This window comes from Pontibacter sp. HSC-14F20 (assembly GCF_019599265.1).
In the GTDB taxonomy this organism is placed as follows: Bacteria; Bacteroidota; Bacteroidia; order Cytophagales; family Hymenobacteraceae; genus Pontibacter.
Window position 1 is genome coordinate 1 of record NZ_JAHZTC010000023.1, and the last position, 23540, is coordinate 23540.

A 23540-nucleotide genomic window follows, 5' to 3' on the forward strand; every position below is an offset into this window, starting at 1 on the left:
GCGCGGGGAGATGATGTCGGATTCCTCTTCCGGGTATTGCGCCCAGGCCACACACGCCTGCGTCTGGGCGTCCACCACAGATACTTTGATGGACGAGGTGCCGATGTCTATACCTAGTAAAAGCATATCTATTGAGCGTTGGCTTGTTTGTTGACAGATTGCAGCACCGCCTCCAGGGCCGGCTTGGGCTGGTAGTTGCGGTCGAATAACAGCGGATAACTGGTGCGCCCCTTGATCGGCCAGTCATTCAGCCAGGAGTTTTTATCAGACACTCCCCAGAAGGTCACGCGGCTGATTTTGTCGCTGTGCTTTTGAAAGAGTGCGAAAATATCGGCGTAGCGCTGCGCCAGTTTCTGCTGCAGTGAGTCTGGCAAGCCATCGGTGTAGACGTTGTATTGTGCATCGAATTCAAACGTGGCGTCAATGTCGGCGCCGTTGCGGTTGCTGGGGTTGGGCAGCACGTCAATGTCGAGTTCGGTGATCATCACCTTGCCCAGCTTTGAGAAGGCGATGATGCTTTCTTCGATCTGCGCTATACTTGGATTCTCCAGCCCCCAGTGGCCTTGCATCCCGATACCGTCTACGCGTATACCTTTTTCCTGCAGGTTGCCCACCAGCAGGATGGCACCGTCGCGCTTGGCGGGCTTCCACATGTTGTAGTCGTTGTAATACAGCTCCGCTTCCGGGTCAACTTCGTTAGCCAGCCTGTAGGCTCGTTCCAGATACTCTTCGCCTGCGATGGTGAGCCACCTGGATTGGCGCAAAGTGCCGTCGTCGTTGAGTGCCTCGTTCACCACATCCCAGCCGTGTACCTTGCCCTTATACCTGCCGGCCACCTTGCGGATATGCTCTTCCATGCGCTGCAAGAGTTGCGCTTTGCTGGCAGGCTTGCCTTTGCCGTTTTCAAACACCCAATCGGGCGTCTGGTTGTGCCACACCAGGGTATGGCCAATCAGCTCCATGTTGTTTTGCTCGCTAAGGGCCACCAGGGCATCAGCAGGCTCAAAATTATATTTGTCCGGCTCCGGGTGGATGGGTCCCCACTTCATGATGTTCTCAGCCGTGAGGCTGTTGAAGTGCTGCGTGATGACAGGCGTCGCGTCTGCGTCCCTGCCCATGGCCTGCTGCCCGTTGAGTGCCGCCCCGATGGTGAACTCTCCCTCAAAAGCAGCCTTCAGCGAGGCAGGAGCCGCTGAAGCGGGTTGCGTTTCGGTGGTGGTAGCGTTGGCGTTCTGCTGCGAATCGTTGCAGGAATAGGCGAGCGTAGCAGTCAGGAGCGAAGTGGCAAGTAAGGTCTTGTGTAGGCGCATGGTGCAGGTTTTAAGCGTCTCGGAAATTTTTATCTCGACAAAGAACTCTAGACAAAGGACTAATTGGCTCTATACCTCTGAGTAGGTTTCTTTACTGATAGTGGTATACCTTATTTAAGGCAGCAGAACACCCAGCAGCAATTGGTGCGGTTGGTACAGGGGTATCTTTTTAGAATCCGATGGAGTTGCCGCCGTCAACGGGCAGCACAGTGCCGGTGACGTAGCGGGCGCCTTCAGTTGCGTAGAAGTAAACGGCCTCGGCCACGTCGGCTGGTTCGCCCAGTTTACCCATCGGTGTTCTGGAGAGCACCTTGTTCTTACGCTCCGGGTCGTTGTTGAGCGCCTTGGCAGACATGTCGGTGGCGATGAAGCCGGGGGCCACGCAGTTCACCCGTATACCTTGCGGCGACAGGTCCACAGCCATGGCTCTGGTCATGCCTTCGATGGCTGTTTTAGAGGCGGTATAGGCAATTACTTTCGGAATACCGTACTGCGCCGCCATGGAGCTGATGTTCACAATGGCGCCACTCCCGTGCGGCAGCATGGTCTTCACCACTTCGCGGCTCAGGGCAAAAACAGAGCTGACATTGGTCGTCAGGATGTGCTGAAATTCCTCGTCGGTCACTTCTGTAAAAGGCTTTTTCATATTGACGCCCGCATTGTTTACCAGGATGTCGATACGGCCATATTCGTCCACGATGTCCGCAACCAAGGCTGGTATCTGCGGTAGATTCGTCAGGTCGAACACGATGTAGGAGCACAGCTCCCCGAAAGCTTCTTTGGCTGCCTGCAGCTTCTCTTCGTTCCGGCCGATGATGATGGTGCGGACCCTGCTTTCCACGAACTTCTGGGCAATGGCATAGCCCAGGCCGGAGGCTCCACCGGTAACAATGGCTGTTTTAAGGGCTGCGTTTGAATCTGATTGCATGATTTCTGTTTGTTTAAATGCCGGGAACAAATTTGGGGTCCAGGCGCATGTAGTGCTCCAGCGTATGCGTCGGCTGTTCTAAGTCTTTTGGAATCGGGCGCTTCGAAAAGGTCTGGAAATACAGGAGGCAGGCATCGCGCCACCATCTGGCTTCTTTCTCCTGTATGCTCAAAAAGGTCTTCACATGCTGGAATCGCTCTTCATCTACCTGCTCCTGCATACTCTCCCATGTCTGTTGCATCTGCTGCACGCCTTTCACGCCATCGCTATACCGATAGCACAACTCTTCCCACAACGTTCTGCCCGATTTTACTTTGTAATTCCAGTCCACGTGGTGGAACCACAACAGGTATTTCTCGGGCACCTGCTTCAGGTTGCCGTACTGCTTGGCAACAGGCGGGAAGTACTGTGCCACGGCGTTGCTGCCTGTTTTGGTGCGGTCGAAGCCGATGCCATTTTCATCTGCCTTGTGGTAGTACACCGATGTCCAGTCGGCGCGGTGCTTGTTTTTTATCCAAGGACCGGGGCCGTAGTGGTGATCCCAGGCCATGATGTGGTGCAGGCCGAGCGGGGTCATATAATTCACCACCGTTTCATGTGAGGCCAACATAATGTCCTTTACTGGTTTCACAAAAGAAGCGGTGTTCGTAAAAGTCATGCGCACCCATTCATCCGCTATTTCTTCAGAAGAAAGCGTGTGGTTCCAGGCGAGGCGACCGAAGCTATACCAGTTGGCCTGCCCGAAGTGGTGACCCGTCCAGTTGCGGTCGGTGCCGATGTTGGCCACACCGGCGATGCCTGTGAGTTGGTGCTTGTGCAGGTTGCCGTCGATGTCTTTGGCTACCGTGGAGCCCTTGCCTTTGGCGTAGGTATCAGCGTCCAGTGTCTCTTTGTACATCGGCGACAGATAAGCCAGACTGGTTCCCTGACCAAGATATTCCTGCGTAATCTGGAACTCCATCATCAGCGGGGTTTTCGGCATAGCCCCAAAGAGCGGGTGGAAAGGCTCGCGTGGTTGAAAATCAATGGCGCCATTCTTAACCTGCACCAGCACATTGTCGCGGAAGGTGCCGTCCAGCGGCTTGAATTCATTGTAGGCCTGCTTGGCACGGTCATCGGGCTCTTTGTCGTCGTAGACAAAGGCGCGCCACATCACAATACCCCCGTGCGGGGCCACCGCATCAGCCAGCATATTGGCGCCCTCGGCGTGGTTGCGGCCATAGTTCTGCGGACCCGGCTGCCCTTCGGAGTTGGCCTTCACCAGGAAGCCGCCAAAGTCAGGTATAGCTTTGTAAATTTCGTCCGATTTTGCTTTCCACCAGGCCTGTACCTGTGGTTCCAGCGGGTCGGCGGTTTTCAATCCACCAAGCTCGATGGGCGCACTGAAGCGGGCGGTCAGGTATACCTTCAAACCGTAAGGACGGAAGGCACCGGCCAGCGCGGCTACTTTGGCAATGTAGTCGTCGGTAAGGACTAAAGCGTTGGCGTTCACGTTGGTGAGCACTGTGCCGTTGATGCCGACAGAGGCGTTAGCGCGGGCGTAGTCGATGTAGCGCTGGTCGATGTAGTCGGGCAGGCGGTGCCAGTCCCAGAGGGAAAAGCCGGCGTAGCCCCGCTCCACGGTGCGGTCCAGGTTATCCCAGTGGTTGAGCACGCGGTGCTGGATTTTCGGTGCACTGCTCAGCGAGAGTTTACTGATGTCCTGGTTCGTTTGCAGGAGTCTCAGGAAGTGGAAGCTGCCATACAATACTCCTATGTCGGTGTTGGCTGCAATATAGGTATAGGAGCGGCCATTTTGCTGGGTGGTGAGCAAGAGATAGCCTTCGTCGCCTAGGGGCTTCAGGCGGTCAGCTATCCCTGCATTCTTGATAAGTGCTGAGCTGGCAGGCGTGCCCGCCACAAGCACTTGGGCCTGACCAGGCTCCTTAGAAACCATTACTGTTTGGCCAAGCAATCCACTCAGGCCAGTCTGCAATTCTTTGCGGGCGGCGGCAATGGTAGGAGAGTCGCCCGTGATGATTAGTTCGCCGATCAACTGTCTGTAAGCGGCTAGTTTGGCGGCATCCTGCACCAGGTTGTAGCGCTGCCAGAGCCTGTAGCCGTCTTCGGCCCATAGCTGTTGGGGGGCAATTACGCGCAGGAGCAGCAGAAGCAAAACAAGTAAAGGTTTCTTGTGCATGCGGTTTGCTTTTAAGGTATAAGCCGTAACAGGTATAGCACCTTTAGAACGCTATCCCTGCCCGATTGATTTAGGCCGATTTGGCCTTGGCTTTCTCTTTTTTCTGGGAAGATTCCCGTACCACCAACTCCGAATTCAGCGTGATGGTGTTGGTAATGCTTACATCTGAGACACCGTCCAGGTAATTGATCAGGCTCCTGACAGCCACCTCACCCATTTCGTGACCGGGATAGTTTACCGATGTCAGGTTAGGCTCGATGATGCGCGTGATGGGGTCGTTGTTGAAGCCCACTATGGCCATGTCGTCAGGTATAGCAATGCCGGCTTGCTTTAGCGCCTTGATGCAACTCACGGCGCAGTTGTCGTTGGCCACGAAAATGCCATCAGGCAGCGGGTCCATTTTCAGAATTTTCTGCACCGCTTCCTCTCCAGCCTTTTCACTCAGGTCAGTTTCTATTACATAATCCTCGTGGAACGGAATGTTGTAATCCATCAGGGCGTACTTATACCCCTTGAGGCGGTCTTTGTATACCTTGATGCGGTGGTTGCCGCTAATGTGGATAATGCGTTGGCAGCCCTGCTCGAGCAAATGCGTCGTGGCTTTGTGTGCCGCCTGTATGTTGTTGATCACGATGCTGGTGCATTGCTTGTGTTCCGGCACCCGGTCATAAAAAAGCAGCGGGATGCCTTTGCTGAAGAAGGGCTCAAAGTGATCGATGTTCTCCGTGTCATAGGCGATAGATACCAGCAGACCGTCTACCCGGCTCTCGAACATGGTGCGGGCATTAGCTACCTCTTTTTGAGCCGTCTCCAGCGACTGGCTGATAATTAAGTTATAACCGGCCTCATTGGCCACTTTCTCCATGCCTGCCATTACCGAAGACTGGAAGTTACTGTTTAGTATCGGTACGATTACGCCAATCGTGTTGGTGCGCTTCTTCCGGAGGTTGCTGGCAAAAGAATTGGAGCGGTAGCCCATCTGTGCGGCAGCATCAAATATTTTCTGCCTGGTAGTTTTATTGACGGCCGGATGATTGTTGAGTCCCCTGCTCACCGTAGTGGGGGAGATCGACAATTCCTTGGCTATATCATAAATGGTTATTTCCTTCTCCATTGCTGGTTTGTAGCATGTTTAAACAAAGTAATGAAATCGGTTGCAATAATAAAAGCCTATGTACGGTTTTGTTTGACTGTAGGATTAAAAAAAATGAGTGCTTAATCACCTGCCTTATTAAACAGATGAGAAGTAAATTGACCGTAATGCCCCTGAATTAGCCTAAATATGTGTTTTTGTAAGAACAAACTACATTTTTAATTGTGATCAGAATACTTAACCAATCTATTTTTTAAGCGTATCAGAGAAAAAATATCAAAAAAGTTTCTGCAATCGGTTGCAATTATTAGAAATTAGTTACAAGTTTACTTTGCTATTGAGCAATTACTCACTTTTTAAACGTCGCCTGTACGGGCAACAGGAGTAAGGAGCCGCTAGAAGTGCCCGCAGGCAGGTAGCAATATAGTGTTTTTAAGGTTTGAGTGCGGAGATGGAAGTGAGGGGATGTGCAGACAAGTAATTCCGAATATAGCCGGGACAGGGGAATGTGACAGTGCACAAGGCTAAGGTTTTGGAAAAGCTTACAGAAGATCCGACTAAAGTAAATCTTGTTGGAAAAGATAGTATCAAGTCATAGGCAATCATACCAGGCAATACCATTAAAGCAATTTCAAATCAAACCTTAGCACTTATGAAATGTGATTTTACTGAAAATCTAAAATTGTTAACCAGGCGGTTGTGGGAACCGAAGGTTTTCAAAGTAATAGCGCTGCTGCTCATGTGCATGACGACAGGCTTTCATGCACTGGCACAGGGTGGCACTTTCAGTGTTTCCGGCCGCGTGACAGATGCCGTAACAGGGGAGGGGCTGCCCGGCGTGACGGTGCTTCTGAAAGGCACGACTACTGCCGCGCCGACTGACGCCACCGGTAATTACACGATTAATCTGCCGGACGGCAATGGCACGCTACTCTTTACTTATATAGGTTATACCTCACAGGAAGTGCCGGTTAGTGGCCGCTCTACGGTTAACGTAGGGATGCAAACCGATGCCAAAGCCCTGCAGGAAGTGGTCGTGGTGGGGTACGGAACCCAGAGAGCCGAAGCTGTAACAGGCTCGGTTGCCTCGATTGGTGGAGACGCCATGCGCGATGTGCCGTCAGCTAACATTTCGCAGGCCCTGCAGGGGCGTTTGCCAGGGGTTGAATTTACGCAATCATCTTCCCAGCCGGGTGCCGCCATGCAGATTCGTATTCGCGGTACGCGCTCCCTCACTGCCAACAACGACCCACTGGTGGTGCTGGACGGTATACCTTTTGCCGGTTCCATTGCCGATATTAATCCCAACGACATCAAAAGCATCGATATCCTGAAAGACGCTTCAGCAACAGCTATTTACGGTTCGCGCGGCGCCAACGGTGTGATCCTGGTAACTACTTACAGAGGCAGCGCGGGCCAGAAGGCCAGCATCAGCTACAACAGCTTTTATGGTGTAAAAGATGTTTTTGCCAAGTACCCGATGATGGACGGACCTGAATTTGCAAAGCTTCGTCGTGATGCAGGCGGTATCTTCAAAAACTCACTTGATGAATCGGATGAAGTGAACACAGACTGGCAGGATCTTTTTTACAAGACCGGCATCATCACCAGTCATGACCTGGGCATTTCAGGAGGTACAGAGAAAGGCAGCTATAACTTCTCGGCCGGATATTTCAATGACAAAGGTGTAGTTCCGACGCAGCAATACACCCGCTACTCTGTGCGTGGTTCACTCGACCAGGGAGTAGGCAAACTCTTCCGCTTCGGCTTCTCCACCTTCAACAACTACAACATTACCGAAGGCTCTAACGTGGGCCTGTACAACATCCTGAGCATGTCGCCTATCGCGGACCCGTATAACCCGGACGGCACCTTTAAGCGTGTGATCAGAATGCCGCAGGATGACCAGTGGTTGTACACAAGAGAAACGCTAAAAGGTATAAAAGACCAGTGGTTGAGCGAAACCAGATCATTCGGTTCTTACAACACATTGTATGGCGAAGTGGCTATACCTGGCGTAGAGGGCTTAAAATATAGAGCCAACCTTGGTTTGAACTATCGCCAGAGCCACGGCGGCGCCTATACCGGCCAAGGTATAAACAACGTCAACCCGGAAACAGAGTCAACCGCTTCGATCAGCAACGCACAAACAGTTGACTGGACGATCGAAAACCTGCTGACCTACGACCGCACTTTTGCAGGTAAGCACAACCTGAACGTGGTAGGTCTGTATTCGGCCTCTGAAAACACCTACAACAGATCGCGTATTGCGGCAAGAGACATCCCGGCCGATGCCTTCCAGTTCTACAACCTGGGCCAGGCTGCCGGCGAGATCACCATTAACCCAAGCGAACAGCACTACACGAAATGGGGCCTGTTGTCTTATATGGGACGCGCCATGTATTCCTACGACGATCGTTACATGCTGAGCCTGACTGTTCGTTCAGACGGTTCCTCCCGACTGGCCCCAGGTCATAAATGGCATACCTATCCGGCAGTATCGGCTGGCTGGAACATCGCCAGAGAGTCGTTTATGGAGAATGTGAGCCTGGTGAACATGATGAAACTGCGTGTCGGCTACGGGCAAACCTCTAACCAGGCTGTTGATCCTTACGCAACACTCGGTCGCCTGGGCACCAGACCTTACAACTTCGGTCCTGATAATTACCAGACCGGTCTGTATGTAACGGAAGTACCAAATGCCGGCCTGGGCTGGGAGTTCTCCAAAACCTGGAACTACGGACTGGACTTTGCCATCCTGAACAGCCGCCTCTCGGGTACGGTAGAATATTATATAACCAATACAGAAGATATTCTGCTCAGAGTCAACCTGCCTTCTACATCAGGTGTGAACTCCGTAGTATCCAACATCGGGGCTACCCAGAACAAAGGGCTTGAGATCGGGCTGAATGGTGTGATCATCGAAGACCTGAACGGCTGGACCTGGGAAGCAGGCGTGAACATGTATGGCAACCGCAACAAGATCGTGGCCCTTGCCTCAGGAGCTGAGAGAGACGAGCAGAACTGGTGGTTTGTGGGGCAGCCGATCAATGTGATCTACGACTACGAGCGCATCGGCATCTGGCAGGAAGAAGATCCACACCGCGCTATTCTGGAGCCAGGCGGAAATGCAGGCATGATCAAAGTGAAATACACCGGCGACTTTAATCCCGACGGTTCCCCGACAAGAGCTATTGGTCCTGAAGATCGTCAGATCCTGAATGTGAACCCGGACTTCCAGGGAGGTTTCAACACCCGCGTATCCTACAAAGGGTTCGACCTGAGCGCTGTGGGAGCATTCCAGAGTGGTGGTATTCTGATCAGCACACTTCACTCGGCCTCCGGCTATCTGAACATGCTGAGTGGACGCCGCAACAACGTGAGCGTGGACTACTGGACGCCGGAGAACACCGGTGGTACCTATCCGAAACCGGGTGGGGTAACAAGCGGTGATAACCCAAGGTATGGCAGTACACTGGGCTACTTCGACGCCTCTTACCTGAAGATCCGAACCATTTCGCTTGGTTATAACTTTGGAAGCAGCAATTGGGTGGAGCGAGCCGGCATTGGCAACCTGCGCGTGTATGTAACAGCGCAAAACCCGATCGTGATGTTCTCGCCATTCCACAAAGAATCAGGTATGGACCCTGAAACCAACTCTTTTGGCGACCAAAATGCGGCAGTGACCACTGCCTACCAACCACGCCTGCTGACAATTGGCACGAACTCACCATCAACCCGCAATTTCCTGGTTGGTCTTAATGTGACATTCTAAAAGAGATCATGATGAAACGTTTCAATAGAAAATTTTACATAGGCTCAGCCCTGCTGATGGCCTTGTCCCTGGGCTCGTGTGAGCACATTCTGGATGAACAGCCGCGCAGTGTGTACGAGCCCGGTTTCTTCAGAACCGAAAAAGGTGTGCAGGGGGGGATAACCTCCATGTACGCCCACCTGCGCTATATTTACGGCCAGGCTTACTACTACAACGCTACACAAACCGGCACTGACGAGGTGACCTACGGCCAGAGTGCGGACCAGAACTTCCTGGTGATGGACCTGTCAGGCCAGGGGGAGATCAACTCGACCAGCAGTCGTGCCGATGTACTGTGGGGGGCGGCCTTCCCGAATATCAATACCGCCAGCGGTATCATTGAAAATGCAGCCGAAGTGGGATCTATCCCTGCGTCGTTGATTGCAGAGGCCAGATTCTTCCGCGGGTTTGATTACTTTTTACTGGTGCAGACCTTTGGCGGGGTCCCCCTGGATCTGGGCGCCGGAGAACTGAAGTTCAACACCAACCCTGTGAGAACCTCTGTGCGCAATACCGTGCCGGAGGTCTACACAAAGGCCATCTTCCCGGATCTGCTGAAAGCGATAGAAGACCTGCCGGACAACCCGCGTGTAACAGGCGGAGTGACCAAAACGCTGGCCCGTCTATACCTGGCAAAAGCTTACCTGACTTACGCTTGGTGGCTCGAGAACCCGAACAACATCCCGACTTATCCCGAGGCTCCACGGGTAGATCCTGATGGGCAGAATGCGCAGTGGTATTTCCAACAGGCCTATGATATAGCTGTGGCTGGTATCAATAATCCCGGACCGTACCGTTTGCAGGATACTTACTATGATGTAAACTTGGGCTCGAAAGACCGCAACAGCGAGGTTATGCTGTACGCTGACCATACCGAGACCAGTGAGTTCTACAACGGTTCGAGCCTGACCTGGAGTAACGGCAACGCACCTGAAAACTTTGCGGGCTGGATGATGACCTGGAACTATACCAACCTCAGAAGTGCCACCGATCCGAACTGGTCTAACGTGATCAGCTCCGTACAACGCGAAGCACATCAGGCCCTGGGCCGCCCGTGGACACGTATGGCACCGACCATCGGCGCCATCCAGAACACCTTTGCCGACAAAACCAACGACTCCCGCTACGATGGCACTTTCACAACGGTGTTCCGTGGCAACTGGCCTAAAGCAGGCGTAAGTGCACCTGTTGTCTACAATGCAAACGGTCTGCCGGTAAACCCGGGCGGGGCCATCCTGACTTTCCTGAACGAAGAGCCATCGACGGCTATCAACTACCCAACAGGAGCTGGCAGAAGTAACGTGGGAGCTGGCGAGATACCCGGCAGATCTGACTTTGTGATTTCACCGCGCGGTATCAACCGCATCGCATACCCTGGCCTTTGGAAGCTTGGTCCTTACCGTACGGATAGTGGCAACGGACTGGGACAGCCGAACGCAGCGAGTACCCGTCCGTTCAACATCGCCAAGTTCTCAGAACTCTACTTTATAGCGGCCGAGGCAGCGGTGAAAGGCGCGACAGGTAGTCAAAGTGCCCGTGACCTGATCAATGTAATTCGTGCGCGTGCCGGCAAATGGCGTTGGGACAATAACGGCAATGTGGCCAAAGTGCAGGACAATAGTGCCGAGATGGTTGCCGCTACGCCTGCCACCATCGACATCAATTACATTCTGGCAGAGCGCTCCCGAGAGTACTATGGCGAAGGCTACCGTTGGTTTGATCTGGTGCGAACCCAGAAGTGGGGCGAGCTTGCCGGGACTTACGAAATCGGTGGTATGAACTACGGAGACCACACACCACAACAGGTAACACGCAACATTCAGCCGCACCACTACCTGCGCCCTATTCCGATCGGGCAGATCGATGGTATGGAAGGCAACACGGCTGATTACCAGAACCCGGGTTACAACTAAACTTAAATGATGGTGAATGAGATTGGTTGCCTGTCGTGGGCAGCCAGTCTTTCATCCCTCTTCATTGCTTTTAATTTTATTGAGTTCATATGAGTTTTGTTAGGTAAGTACTTAAGGTGTGTATGGTCGGTCGGGGTTTGCCGGTCGATCATACGCATTTTATGCACCCTTAAAACATACAAGATGCGAACAGCTTTCTCTCCAAAACTTTTACTTCTATACCTGTTGCTGAGCATCAGCACAGCGGCCTACAGCCAAATCAAACTGCCGCGGCTGATCAGCAATGGCATGGTGCTGCAACGGGAAACCGGTACCAGACTGTGGGGATGGGCAAAGCCGGGGGAAGCAGTTCGGCTTACGTTCAAACAAAAAGAATACCGTGCCACCACCGGCCCCGACGGCAAGTGGACGATTCAGCTGCCTCCGCAGCAGGCGGGCGGACCCTATGAGATGACCTTTACGGCAAGCAACAACATCACACTCAAAAACATACTCTTTGGTGATGTCTGGATCTGTGGCGGACAGTCCAACATGGAACTGCCCATGGAGCGGGTGCAGGATACCTACCCCGAGGCCATTGCAAAAGCGAATTACCCCAACATCAGACAATTCGAAATTCCTGACCGATATGATTTCAAACAAACAAAGCATGACGTGGAGGCGGGGGAATGGCTGCCGGCCACGACGCAGAACATACGCCAGTTTTCCGCTGTCGCTTTCTTTTTTGCGGAGGAGATTCACAACCGGTATAACGTACCGGTTGGCCTGATCAACTCCGCCCTGGGCGGCTCACCTGCCGAGGCCTGGATCAGCGAGGTGGCACTGAAGAAATTCCCGTCACCGTACCGGGAACTCCAGAAGTTTAAAGACGACGCGCTGATTGCCCGCATTGAAGCCGATGACCAGAAGGCAAGTCAGGCATGGTATGCCAGGCTAAACGAGACAGACGAGGGCAGGAAAAACAACTGGGCTGCGGCTGATGTCGATGACAGCGATTGGGCGCAGATGGCTATACCTGGCTATTGGGCCGATGGTCCGCTTGGGCAGGTGAACGGAGTTGTTTGGTTCAGAAGAGAGATTGACGTGCCCAAGAGCATGGTGGGCAAAGAAGCCAAACTGATGCTGGGCCGCATCGTGGACGCAGACGAGGTATACCTAAATGGAGAGCTCGTCGGCACCACCAGTTACCAATACCCACCTCGGCGCTACCTGCTGCCAGCCAACAAGCTGAAGGAAGGCAAAAACACATTGGCTGTAAGGGTTATCAATAACGCGGGCAGAGGCGGTTTTATACCTGACAAACCCTACGACATCACAGGGGGTGAGCAGGCCCTTGACCTGAAAGGATACTGGAAGTACAAGCTCGGTGCCACCATGGAAGCAGCACCGGGGCAAACTTTCATCCGCTGGAAGCCAACCGGGTTGTACAACGCCATGATAGCCCCGCTGACAGACCTTCCCATCAAAGGTGTGCTGTGGTACCAGGGTGAATCCAATACCAGAAACCCATCCGAATATGCCAGCCTGATGGAAACGCTAATTGCTGACTGGCGGGGGCAGTGGGGGCAGGGTAACTTCCCGTTCATTTACGTGCAGCTGGCCAACCTCAATGAGCCTAACAAAACACCAGTCGAAAGTAACTGGGCGGCACTGCGACAGGCGCAACTCGAGAATCTGGCTCTACCTAACACCGGTATGGCCGTGGCCATGGACCTCGGCGAATGGAACGACATTCACCCACTCAACAAACGGGATGTAGGTCTGCGTCTCGCCCTGCAAGCGAGAAAGCTGGCTTATGGAGATAAAGCCGTAGTTGCTTCGGGGCCGCTGTTTGAGTCCATGCAAGCGCAGGGGAATAAGCTGACGCTCGTATTCTCAGATACAGGCAAGGGCTTGGTAGCAAAAGGCAACAAGCCGCTAAGCGGTTTTGCTATAGCCGGAGCGGACGGCAAGTTCGTATGGGCGAAGGCCGAGATCAAAAAGAACAAAGTTGTCGTGTGGAGCGAGGCTATTGCCAAACCTGTTACAGTAAGGTATGCCTGGGCTGACAATCCGGAAGGCGCCAACCTGTACAACAAGGAAGGTTTGCCGGCATCACCTTTCGAAGCCAGACTGGACACGAGCACCAGCCGCAAATAACCTGCAAGCATAAAAGACAGGTGCTATACCTGCAGAAAATAAAGTGGATAATAGGTGATGATTTTTAGGTGAGAGAGGCAAGGGATTGCTTACAGCAGTCTCCATGCCTTCATCTAAACTAAGCATCAGGCGAAGCTAAATTCCACCATAAGACAAACTACGAACTACAATAGAAACTACTTACACTATGTCACTATTACAAAGCTGGAGATGGTACGGACCCAATGACCCGGTAGCGCTGCAAGATGTGCGGCAGGCGGGGGCGACAGGTATAGTGAGTGCGCTGCACCACATTCCCCACGGAGAGGTATGGCCACTGGAGGAGATACAGCAACGGAAAAGCATCATCGAAGCTGCCAGCCTGGAGTGGGTGGTGGTGGAGAGCGTGCCGGTGCACGAGTCCATCAAAACCCGGCGCGCCGACTGCGATCTATACCTGGAAAACTACCGCCAGACACTTCGTAACCTGGCCGCCTGCGGCATCAAAACGGTGTGCTACAACTTTATGCCGGTGCTCGACTGGACCCGCACCAACCTGGCCTACGAACTGAAGAACGGTGCCAAAGCCCTTTACTTCGACTGGGTGGAGCTGGCCATTTTCGACATGTTCATTCTGCAGCGCGAAGGAGCTAAACATGACTATGCAGAAGCAATCGTGCAGCAGGCGGTGGACAGGTATAAGACCTACTCCGAAGACAACCTGCGGCAGCTCAGCGATACTATTTTGATGGGCGTGCCCACCGAAGGCAGCGTAACCATTCCGGAACTATTGCAGAGCATCGAGATCTACAAAAACATTGGCTACGACGGGCTGCGCGAAAACCTGGCTTACTTCCTGGAGTCTGTTATAGGAGTGTGCGAGGAAACCGGCATCAACATGACCATCCACCCCGACGACCCGCCTTTTGCCATCCTTGGTTTGCCGCGCATTGCTACTTCCAAAGAGGATCTGCTGCACATCATCACACGGGTGGACCACCCGGCCAACGGCATCTGTTTCTGTACGGGCTCCCTTGGTGCTGGCAGTCACAACAACCCGGTTGACACTCTGAAGGCGGTGGGACACCGGGTATACTTCGCGCACCTGCGCAACGTGCTCAAAGACGAGACCGGCAACTTTTACGAATCGGACCACCTGGCTGGCGACGTGGATATGTTTGGCGTGATGCAGGAGCTGGTGCGAATTAACGAAAAACGCGAGCAGCCGATCCCTTTCCGTCCGGATCACGGCCACCAGATGCTCGACGACCTGCACAAAGTGACTAACCCCGGCTACTCTGCCATCGGTAGATTGCGCGGTCTGGCCGAGCTGCGGGGCCTCGAAATGGGTATAGCGCGTTCCATGAAACAAACTGACGTACATGAACAGACATACGACACTGCCAACCGCCACTAATACCAAGACTGCACCGGGTTTCCTGAGCGAAGATTTCTTGCTGCAAAGCGAGGTAGCGCGTGAGTTATACCATACCTACGCAAAAGACCTTCCCATCATCGATTATCATAACCACTTGCCCGAAGAGCAGATGGCCCGGAACGAGCACTTCCTGAACATGACGCAGATCTGGCTGGCGGGCGACCATTACAAGTGGCGCGCACTGCGCACCCTGGGTATAGACGAGCGCTACATCACAGGCGATGGCAGCGATGAAGAGAAGTTTATGAAGTGGGCCGAAGCGATGCCCTATACCATGCGCAACCCGCTCTACCACTGGGCGCACATGGAACTGAAAAACCCCTTTGGTGTGACCGACCTGCTTTCTGGCGCCAATGCCCGCCAGGTATACGACCACTGCAACGAGTTACTGCAGCAGCCTGCCTTTACACCGCAGGGCTTGTTAAAGCACTTCAACGTGGAGATGGTCGGCACCACCGACGACCCCGTGCATACCTTAGCCTACCACAAGCAACTAGCCGACGCGCAGCTCAGCACAAAAGTGTTGCCTTCTTTCCGGCCGGACAAGGCGTTGAATCTGTCGGGAGGAGAAAGCTACCGCAGCTACATCCGCCGCCTTTCGGAGGCCTGTGGCATACACATTTATAATATCAATACCCTGTTGGAGGCACTGCAGAACCGGGTGGAATACTTTCACACGCATGGCTGCCGCATCTCCGACCATGGTTTGTCGCAGTTGCCGCCAAGAGGCAAACACAGCGGCAAAATAGAGCAGGTATTCGCCTGCGTAATGGCTGGTCAGGATGGCGAGAGTGCGAAATACCAGGAGGAGTTTTCCCGCTTTATTTTGCTAGAACTTTGCAAAATGTACAGCCGCAAAGGCTGGGTGCAACAGTTCCACGTGGGCGCTTTGCGCAACACCAACAGCCGCATGCTGCAGGTTAACGGTCCCGACACCGGCTACGACTCTATCGGCGACTATGCACAGGCCAGCAACATGGCCGCTTTCTTTGATGACCTGGAGCGAGAAGGAAATCTGGCCAGGACCATCATCTATAACCTCAACCCGGCTGACAATGCCGCTTTTGCCGCCATGATTGGCAACTTCCAGCAGAGCGGCATCAAAGGCAAAATGCAGTTCGGTTCGGGCTGGTGGTTCCTCGATCAGCTGGACGGCATGAAATCGCAGATGGACGCGCTCTCGAACATGGGCCTGATTTCTTGCTTCATCGGTATGCTTACCGACTCGCGCAGCTTCCTGTCGTATTCGCGGCATGAGTATTTCAGACGCCTGCTGTGCAATATTTTCGGGCAGGAAGTAGAGCAGGGGCTGTTGCCTGCCGACACTGCCTGGATTGGCAAACTGGTGCAGGACATCTGTTACTACAATGCCAAAAACTACTTTCCATTTGACCAAGACTAATTCTCTCTTTTAACCCGCCCGCTATGAATGCACCTCTCCTCAAGAAGCCCGAACCCGCTACCGGGAAAGCCAAGATAGGTTCCTACCGCTGGACGATCTGTGCGCTCTTGTTTGCCGCTACCACCATCAACTACCTCGACCGGCAGGTGATGGGCCTGCTCAAACCGGCGCTGGAGCAGCAGTTCAGCTGGACCGAAAGCGACTATGCCGCCATCGTGACGGCCTTTACAGCGGCTTATGCCCTGAGCATGGTGGTGTTCGGACGCTTCATCGACAAGATCGGCACCAAGATGGGCTACTCCATTTCCATTGTGGTGTGGAGCGTGGCTGCGATGGCGCATGCCGCTGCCCGCAGCACTTTTGGCTTTGGTGTGGCGCGTGCTGCATTGGGTGCGGGAGAATCCGGTAACTTTCCTGCCGCCGTAAAAACCGTAGCCGAGTGGTTTCCTAAAAAGGAACGGGCGCTGGCTACAGGCATTTTCAACTCGGGGGCCAATGTGGGTGCTGTGGCTGCACCCATTGTTGTCCCCTGGATTCTGGGTGCCTACGGCTGGCAGGAAGCCTTTATTATAACAGGGGCTATCGGCTTTGTCTGGCTGGCCTTCTGGCTGTATTATTACGATGTGCCGGCCAAACAAAAACGCCTGAGCAAAGCGGAGTACGACTATATTCACAGCGATGATGACGCCGCCTCTGTGGAAGCCGAGGAGAAGCCCTTGAAATGGTCGAAACTCCTGTTTATCCGCCAGACCTGGGTGTTCATTTGCGGCAAGTTTTTTACCGACCCCATCTGGTATTTCTTTCTGTTCTGGCTGCCTTCTTACTTCAGCACCACCTTTCAGCTGGACCTGAGCAAACCCAGCCTGCCGCTGGCCATTGTGTATACCGCCACTACAGTCGGCAGCATCGGTGGTGGCTACCTTTCTTCTTATTTCATCAACAAAGGCTGGCCGGTGTTTAAGGCCCGCAAAACGGCCATGCTGCTCATTGCTTTGCTGGTGTTGCCGATCATGCTGGCCCGCTATACCTCGGATATCTGGGTGGCTGTGGGGCTGATCAGTCTGGCAGCTGCCGCGCACCAGGCCTGGAGCGCCAACATTTATACTATCGTGTCGGATATGTTCCCGAAGAAAGCGGTGAGCTCGGTGGTAGGGATTGGCGGTATGGCTGGTTCGGTGAGCGGGGCGCTTTTCCCGCTATTCATCGGCTTCATCCTCGACTATTACAAAGTGCTGGGAAACCTGGTGGCTGGCTATAACATCATCTTCACGATTTGCGGAGTGGCCTACCTGGTGGCTTGGCTGGTGATCCATTTTCTGTCACCTAAAATGAAACCGGTAGAACTTTAACTACTAGTCCGAAACAGAAATATCAATGCTTACAACGCTCCAAATAAACTCGACATGAAACACTCCCTGCTATACCTATCACGGTTGTCCTATACCTTGCTGTTGCTGGCAATTTTCACGCTGGCCATTCAGCCGGCACAAGCTACGCACGACAAGTCCTACATCAGCAATTCAAAAAAAAATGGAAGTTTTGCTTTGGCAGCAGCCGGTAAGCTGGCCCCGCTTTATGTAAGCAACCAGGACCATGCCGGGGTGATACGCGCTGCCCGCGACCTGCAGGCCGATATAAAGCGGGTAACGCAAGCCGAACCGAAACTGACCATCGACAAAAAAGCACCGAAAGCGAAGCAGCTGGTGCTGGTGGGTACGCTGGGCATAAGTCCGGTGATCGAAAAGCTGGTGAAAGACAAGAAACTGGATGTGTCAGGTATAGCGGGCAAGTGGGAGACCTTTCTGGTGCAGGTGGTGGAAAAGCCGATGGCGGGCGTCGACCAGGCCCTGGTGATTGTGGGTAGCGACAAGCGCGGCACCATTTATGGCATTTATGATGTATCAGCTCAGATTGGGGTAACGCCCTGGTACTGGTGGGCTGATGCGCCGGTAAAGAAACAAGAAAACCTTTACGTGTTGCCGGGCCGCCATACCCTGGGCACACCCGCTGTGCAGTACCGCGGGATCTTCATCAACGACGAAGCGCCTGCGCTGGCAGGATGGGCAACCGAGAAATTCGGCGGCTTCAACTCAAAATTCTACGTGCATGTGTTCGAGCTGATCCTGCGCATGAAAGGTAATTACCTCTGGCCGGCCATGTGGGGCCGCTCTATTTATGATGATGACCCAAAGAGCCCGGTGCTAGCCGACGAGTATGGCGTAGTCATCGGCACATCGCACCATGAACCCCTGTCACGCGCCCATGTGGAGTGGAACCGCTATGGCAAAGGCGACTGGAATTACCAAACCAACAAAGCAACCCTGCAGGAATTCTGGCGCGAAGGCGTCCGGCGCATGGGCAACAACGAAAGCATCGTGACGATAGGTATGCGCGGCGATGGAGACGAGCCGATGAGCGAGGACAGCAACATCGCCTTGCTGGAGCAAATCGTGGAAGACCAGCGCAAGATCATTTCAGAAGTAACCGGTAAGCCAGCCTCCGAAACCCCGCAAATCTGGGCGCTCTACAAAGAGGTGCAGGATTACTACGACGCAGGGATGCGCGTGCCGGATGATGTGACGCTTTTGCTGGCCGACGACAACTGGGGCAACCTGCGCAAGCTGCCCAAGCCAGGTGAGAAGCAGCACAGCGGCGGCTTTGGTATCTACTACCACTTCGACTACGTGGGCGGCCCGCGAAACTACAAGTGGGTCAACACCAATCCGCTGCCGCGCATCTGGGAGCAGATGCACCTGGCCTACCAGCATGGTGCCAACAAAATCTGGATCGTGAACGTGGGCGACATCAAACCGATGGAGTTCCCGACCGAGTTCTTCCTCGACTACGCCTGGAACCCGGAGAAGTGGCCTGTGGAGCGGCTCGACGAGTACACAAAACTATGGGCAGCCCAGCAGTTCGGCGAAGCCCATGCCCCAGCCATTGCCGAGATGCTGGCCAAGTATGCCAAGTTCAACTCCCGCCGCAAGCCGGAGCTCTTGTCTGCCGACACCTACAGCCTGACCAATTACCGGGAAGCGGAGCGGGTGGTGGCAGCGTACCAACAACTGGCCCAGCAGGCAGAGCAACTCTACAACCAGCTACCCGTCGAGGCCAAAGACGCTTACTTTCAACTGGTGCTGCACCCTGTTAAAGCTTCCGCCAACCTTAATGCCTTGTGGGTGTCTGTTGGCCTTAACCGCCTGTATGGCAAGCAGGGCCGCGCCGCGACTAACGCCATGGCGGAGAAAGGAAGAAAGTACTTCGCTTTGGACCAGGAAATATCCCGCCTTTACAACGAAGACATCGCCGACGGCAAGTGGAGCCACATGATGGACCAGACGCACATCAGCTACACCTATTGGCAGCAGCCGGAGAAAGATGTGATGCCGGATGTAACGGAATTGAAACTGCCTGCCGCCGCTGAGATGGGCGTCGCCGTGGAAGGCTCTGAAGCCTGGTGGCCAGCCGCCAAAGAAGCGGCGGTGCTACCGGAGCTGACACCTTTTGGTGAGAAAGCCCACTACATTGAAATCTTCAACCGCGGACAAGATCCTTTTAACTATACCGTGAAAACAGGTGCGCCTTGGTTGCAAGTTGACCAGCAGCAGGGCAGGGTAGAGGACCAGCAGCGCTTGTGGGTAAGTATAGACTGGAACAAAGCCCCGCAGGGAAAACAGCGGGTGCCCGTTACCATCACCGGGCCGAATGGAAAAAGTGTTGTGGTGCAGGCGCCTGTAAACCACCCGGCTACTGCCAGCACGGCCAAAGGCTTTGTGGAAAGCAATGGCTACATCTCCATGCAAGCCGAGCACTTCAGCCGCAACACACCCGCTGGCAACCTGAATTGGAAACTGCTATCTGACCTGGGCCGTACTGCCTCCGCCATGACTCCTTGGCCTGTAACAGCAGCAAGCCAGAAGCCTGGCGCCAACAGTCCTGTGCTCGAGTACGACATGCACCTGTTGAGCAGTGGCGAAGTGAACGTGCAGGTATACGTGTCCCCGACGCTCAATTACCTGGACCTGCCGCAAGGTATACGCTACGCCGTTTCCATTGGCGATGCAGCGCCGCAAATTGTGAGCATCCACCATGACAACACCACCCAGTCTTGGGACGATTGGGTAGCCAACAACAGTATCATTACGCAGTCGAAGCACCAGGTAGACAAGCCGGGGCAGCACACGCTCAAGGTATGGATGGTCGACCCGGGTGTAGTAGTACAGAAGATTGTGGTGGAGACAACAGGAGCTAAGCCCAGCTACCTCGGCCCGCCTGAAAGCATTCAGGCCGGAGCAGAGACGGCAGTGAATTAAGGTATAGAGACCAGCAAAAGATGAAAACATGATACGATTTAGCAGCATCCTGAAAAGAACTTGCCTGGCAATAGCCCTGTCGTTGACGGCATTGGCCGTACAGTCGCAAGAGAAGTTCCTGAACCCTATCCTGGCAGGCTTTTACCCGGACCCTAGTATCTGTCGGGCAGGCGATGATTTTTACCTGGTGCACTCCACCTTTTCCTATTACCCGGGTGTGCCGATTTTCCACAGCAAAGACCTCGTGAACTGGAAGCAGGTTGGCAACATCCTCAGCCGGCCGGAGCAGTTGGATGTAGAGGGCCTGGGCGTATCTCGGGGCATCTTTGCGCCTGCCATTGAATACCACGACGGCGTGTTCTACATGATAACGACGCTGGTGGACAAAGGCGGCAACTTTGTGGTGACGGCCACCAATCCGGCAGGGCCGTGGTCGGACCCGGTGTGGCTGCGGGATGTGCACGGCATCGACCCATCCATCTTTTTCGACAACGACGGGAAAGCCTACATCCTCTATAACAGCGACGCCCCCGACAACAGGCCGCTCTACGAAGGGCATCGCACCATCCGACAGCTCGAGTTCGACTACATAAACCTGAAAACCGTGGGCCAGCCGAGCATCCTGGTAAACGGCGGCGTGGACATTTCGACGAAACCCGTTTGGATAGAAGGGCCGCACATTTACAATGTTGGCGACTACTATTACCTGATGGCTGCCGAAGGAGGCACCAGCGTGAATCACTCGGAGGTGATTCTGCGCAGCGAGAAGGCAACCGGGCCTTACGTACCCTACGAGCAAAACCCCATCCTGACGCAACGGCACCTGCCCAACGCCCGTCCCAACCCGGTATCGGCCACCGGACACGCCGATTTGGTGCAAACGAAGAACGGCGAGTGGTGGGCAGTATTCTTGGCTACACGCCCTTACGACACAGAAGACCATTACAACATTGGCCGCGAAACGTTTTTGGCACCCGTTACCTGGAAAGACGGCTGGCCCATCATCAATGCTGAGCACGAGCTGGTGCAGTACAGCTATACCCGTCCCAATTTGCCGGAAACCAACGGAAGCGATTTTCCACTGAACGGCAACTTCAGGTATAGAGAAGACTTTAATGACAGTAAACTGCCGATGCACTGGCTAATGCTGCGCACACCTCGTAGCGGCTGGTACAGCCTGAGCCAACCATCCGGAAAATTGACCCTGGAGATGCGTCCGGAAGAACTGTCGGGAAAAGGCAATCCTTCATTCCTCACCAGAAGGCAACAGCACATCACCGGGAGCGCTAGCACTATCATGGAATTCCAGCCGGCCAACAATAGTGAGTTTGCAGGTATAGCTGCTTTTCAGGAAGAGAAGCACCATTACCTACTGGGTAAAACCATGGCTAAGGGCAAACAGGTGGTGCAGCTACGAAAGGGGGACGGTACCGTGCTGGCAGAAGCTTCACTGAGCAAAAAGGATAGCAAGCAGCCTTTACAACTCAAAATAGACTTTGACGGAGCCAGGTATGCTTTCTCCTACGCAACTAAAGAAGGTGACTGGAAAATGCTGCAGGAAAATGTGGATGGCCGCTACCTGAGTACCCGCGTGTCGGGCGGCTTTGTGGGCGTGACGCTGGGTATGTTCGCCACCTCGCAGGGCAAATCCTCCAGCAGCAAAGTCTCGTTCGACTGGTTCGATTACGAGGGGAATGATGCCATTTACAACAGTACTTCTACTTCCATGGAACAATAGTTTTACAACAGATTCATAACCATATACCTATTATGATAGCAAAAAAGCCTTTTAAACACGCCGCCCTGGCCATGCTGGCAGTATCCGTTCTGGCAAGCGGTTGCCAGAGCACAGCTTCCGAGAACCAGACAGAAGCAGAACAGCCTGTAGCACAAGATGCTGTAACCGTATCGAATGACCCGCTGGTAACGCACATTTATACCGCTGACCCGTCGGCCCACGTGTTCAACGGACGCATTTTTATCTACCCATCGCACGACATCGAAGCAGGTATACCGGAGAAAGACGACGGCTCGCACTTCGCCATGAAAGACTACCATGTGCTGTCGCTGGACAGTGTGGGAGGCGAAGTAACAGACCATGGCGTGGCACTGGATATTAAAGATGTGCCGTGGGCGAGCAGACAAATGTGGGCGCCGGATGCAGCGCATAAGAACGGCACGTATTATTTCTTCTTCCCGGCCAAGGATAAAAAGGATATATTCCGGATCGGGGTAGCCACCAGCAACTCGCCAAGCGGTCCGTTTAAAGCAGAACCTGAACCAATCGAAGGTAGCTACAGCATAGATCCGGCTGTATACGAAGACAACGGTGAATACTACATGTACATCGGGGGCATCTGGGGAGGACAGTTGCAGCGCTGGAGCTCTGGCACTTACAATCCGAAAGATGAATACCCGGCTGACGACGCGCCGGCGCTGATGCCAAAAGTAGCTAAACTGAGCGCCGACATGAAGAGCTTTGCCGAGGAGCTGCGTGATGTACAGATCCTCGACGAGAACGGCAAACCGCTACTGGCCAAAGACAACGAAAGACGCTTTTTTGAGGCAGCCTGGGTGCATAAGTACAACGGCAAATACTACTTCTCTTACTCCACGGGCGACACGCATAACATCGCCTACGCCACCGGCGACAGCCCTTACGGGCCTTTCACCTACCAGGGCGTTATTTTAAAGCCGGTGCTGGGCTGGACGAACCACCACTCTATTGCAGAGCATAATGGAAAGTGGTACCTGTTCTACCACGACAGTTCCCTGTCTGGTGGCAAAACGCCGCTGCGCAGTGTGAAGGTAACAGAACTAAAGCATAACCCGGATGGGAGCATCCAGACTCTAGACGCCATGGTGAAGTTGTAGTGAGCTAGAACATATTATTGGACTATTACTATACCCTGCTGATACTTATTGGCAGGGTATTTTCTTTCAAGGAGGAGACGCGCTGTAAAGTTTTACACATGTTAGCTCAGGCTTGTGAAAAAGAAGGGGAGGGAACAGGAATATTGAGCCTGTATCCC

General features: G+C 53.7%; 13 protein-coding genes. 9 read left to right on the top strand and 4 right to left on the bottom strand.

Annotated features, from left to right (window positions below; translation table 11 throughout):
• Positions 1-128: 128 nt before the first annotated feature.
• The 4 genes from K3G39_RS17930 to K3G39_RS17945 all read right to left on the bottom strand — a co-directional run bounded on the left by K3G39_RS17930 (position 129) and on the right by K3G39_RS17945 (position 5531).
• Positions 129-1310, bottom strand: coding sequence for an endo-1,4-beta-xylanase (locus K3G39_RS17930; protein WP_220627551.1), 1182 nt, complete (start codon positions 1308-1310; stop codon positions 129-131).
• Between the two features lie 169 nt (positions 1311-1479).
• Positions 1480-2238, bottom strand: a complete 759-nt coding sequence (locus K3G39_RS17935) for an SDR family NAD(P)-dependent oxidoreductase (RefSeq protein WP_220627552.1) — start codon at positions 2236-2238, stop codon at positions 1480-1482.
• Between the two features lie 13 nt (positions 2239-2251).
• Complete coding sequence (locus K3G39_RS17940; RefSeq protein WP_220627553.1) at positions 2252-4417, bottom strand: alpha-glucuronidase family glycosyl hydrolase; 2166 nt, start codon at positions 4415-4417, stop codon at positions 2252-2254.
• A 70-nt stretch (positions 4418-4487) separates the two neighbouring features.
• Positions 4488-5531, bottom strand: a complete 1044-nt coding sequence (locus K3G39_RS17945; protein WP_220627554.1) for a LacI family DNA-binding transcriptional regulator — start codon at positions 5529-5531, stop codon at positions 4488-4490.
• Positions 5532-6249: 718 nt separating this feature from the next.
• On the opposite strand from K3G39_RS17945, the gene K3G39_RS17950 reads away from it, so the two are divergent.
• From K3G39_RS17950 to K3G39_RS17990, 9 genes are all read left to right on the top strand, one after another.
• On the top strand, positions 6250-9285 hold the full coding sequence (locus K3G39_RS17950) for a TonB-dependent receptor (protein ID WP_255594476.1): 3036 nt from the start codon (positions 6250-6252) through the stop codon (positions 9283-9285).
• Positions 9286-9293: 8 nt separating this feature from the next.
• Complete coding sequence (locus tag K3G39_RS17955) at positions 9294-11237, top strand: RagB/SusD family nutrient uptake outer membrane protein (protein WP_255594482.1); 1944 nt, start codon at positions 9294-9296, stop codon at positions 11235-11237.
• 183 nt (positions 11238-11420) lie between these two features.
• A complete protein-coding gene (locus tag K3G39_RS17960; RefSeq protein ID WP_220627556.1) occupies positions 11421-13376 on the top strand; it encodes a sialate O-acetylesterase in 1956 nt (651 codons plus the stop codon).
• Between the two features lie 187 nt (positions 13377-13563).
• Positions 13564-14772, top strand: a complete 1209-nt coding sequence (uxuA, locus tag K3G39_RS17965; protein ID WP_220627557.1) for a mannonate dehydratase — start codon at positions 13564-13566, stop codon at positions 14770-14772.
• Positions 14738-16195 carry a glucuronate isomerase gene (gene uxaC / locus K3G39_RS17970; protein WP_220627558.1) on the top strand — a complete coding sequence of 486 codons (1458 nt, stop codon included), beginning with the start codon at positions 14738-14740 and terminating at the stop codon, positions 16193-16195. The genes uxuA and uxaC overlap by 35 nt, the downstream gene beginning before the upstream one ends.
• A gap of 23 nt (positions 16196-16218) precedes the next feature.
• A complete protein-coding gene (locus K3G39_RS17975) occupies positions 16219-17544 on the top strand; it encodes an MFS transporter (protein ID WP_220627559.1) in 1326 nt (441 codons plus the stop codon).
• Between the two features lie 54 nt (positions 17545-17598).
• The gene (locus K3G39_RS17980) at positions 17599-20508 is read left to right on the top strand and encodes a glycosyl hydrolase 115 family protein (RefSeq protein ID WP_220627560.1); all 2910 of its coding nucleotides are present in this window, start codon (positions 17599-17601) and stop codon (positions 20506-20508) included.
• Between the two features lie 28 nt (positions 20509-20536).
• A complete protein-coding gene (locus K3G39_RS17985; RefSeq protein ID WP_255594483.1) occupies positions 20537-22246 on the top strand; it encodes a glycoside hydrolase family 43 protein in 1710 nt (569 codons plus the stop codon).
• A gap of 32 nt (positions 22247-22278) precedes the next feature.
• Positions 22279-23382, top strand: a complete 1104-nt coding sequence (locus tag K3G39_RS17990) for a glycoside hydrolase family 43 protein (protein WP_220627561.1) — start codon at positions 22279-22281, stop codon at positions 23380-23382.
• Positions 23383-23540 lie beyond the last annotated feature (158 nt).

Coding starts and splice junctions, on each gene's coding strand:
- K3G39_RS17930 (WP_220627551.1), bottom strand. CDS start 1,310: ATGCGCCTACACAAGACCTTACTTGCCACTTCGCTCCTGACTGCTACG.
- K3G39_RS17935 (WP_220627552.1), bottom strand. CDS start 2,238: ATGCAATCAGATTCAAACGCAGCCCTTAAAACAGCCATTGTTACCGGT.
- K3G39_RS17940 (WP_220627553.1), bottom strand. CDS start 4,417: ATGCACAAGAAACCTTTACTTGTTTTGCTTCTGCTGCTCCTGCGCGTA.
- K3G39_RS17945 (WP_220627554.1), bottom strand. CDS start 5,531: ATGGAGAAGGAAATAACCATTTATGATATAGCCAAGGAATTGTCGATC.
- K3G39_RS17950 (WP_255594476.1), top strand. CDS start 6,250: ATGTGCATGACGACAGGCTTTCATGCACTGGCACAGGGTGGCACTTTC.
- K3G39_RS17955 (WP_255594482.1), top strand. CDS start 9,294: ATGATGAAACGTTTCAATAGAAAATTTTACATAGGCTCAGCCCTGCTG.
- K3G39_RS17960 (WP_220627556.1), top strand. CDS start 11,421: ATGCGAACAGCTTTCTCTCCAAAACTTTTACTTCTATACCTGTTGCTG.
- uxuA (WP_220627557.1), top strand. CDS start 13,564: ATGTCACTATTACAAAGCTGGAGATGGTACGGACCCAATGACCCGGTA.
- uxaC (WP_220627558.1), top strand. CDS start 14,738: ATGAACAGACATACGACACTGCCAACCGCCACTAATACCAAGACTGCA.
- K3G39_RS17975 (WP_220627559.1), top strand. CDS start 16,219: ATGAATGCACCTCTCCTCAAGAAGCCCGAACCCGCTACCGGGAAAGCC.
- K3G39_RS17980 (WP_220627560.1), top strand. CDS start 17,599: ATGAAACACTCCCTGCTATACCTATCACGGTTGTCCTATACCTTGCTG.
- K3G39_RS17985 (WP_255594483.1), top strand. CDS start 20,537: ATGATACGATTTAGCAGCATCCTGAAAAGAACTTGCCTGGCAATAGCC.
- K3G39_RS17990 (WP_220627561.1), top strand. CDS start 22,279: ATGATAGCAAAAAAGCCTTTTAAACACGCCGCCCTGGCCATGCTGGCA.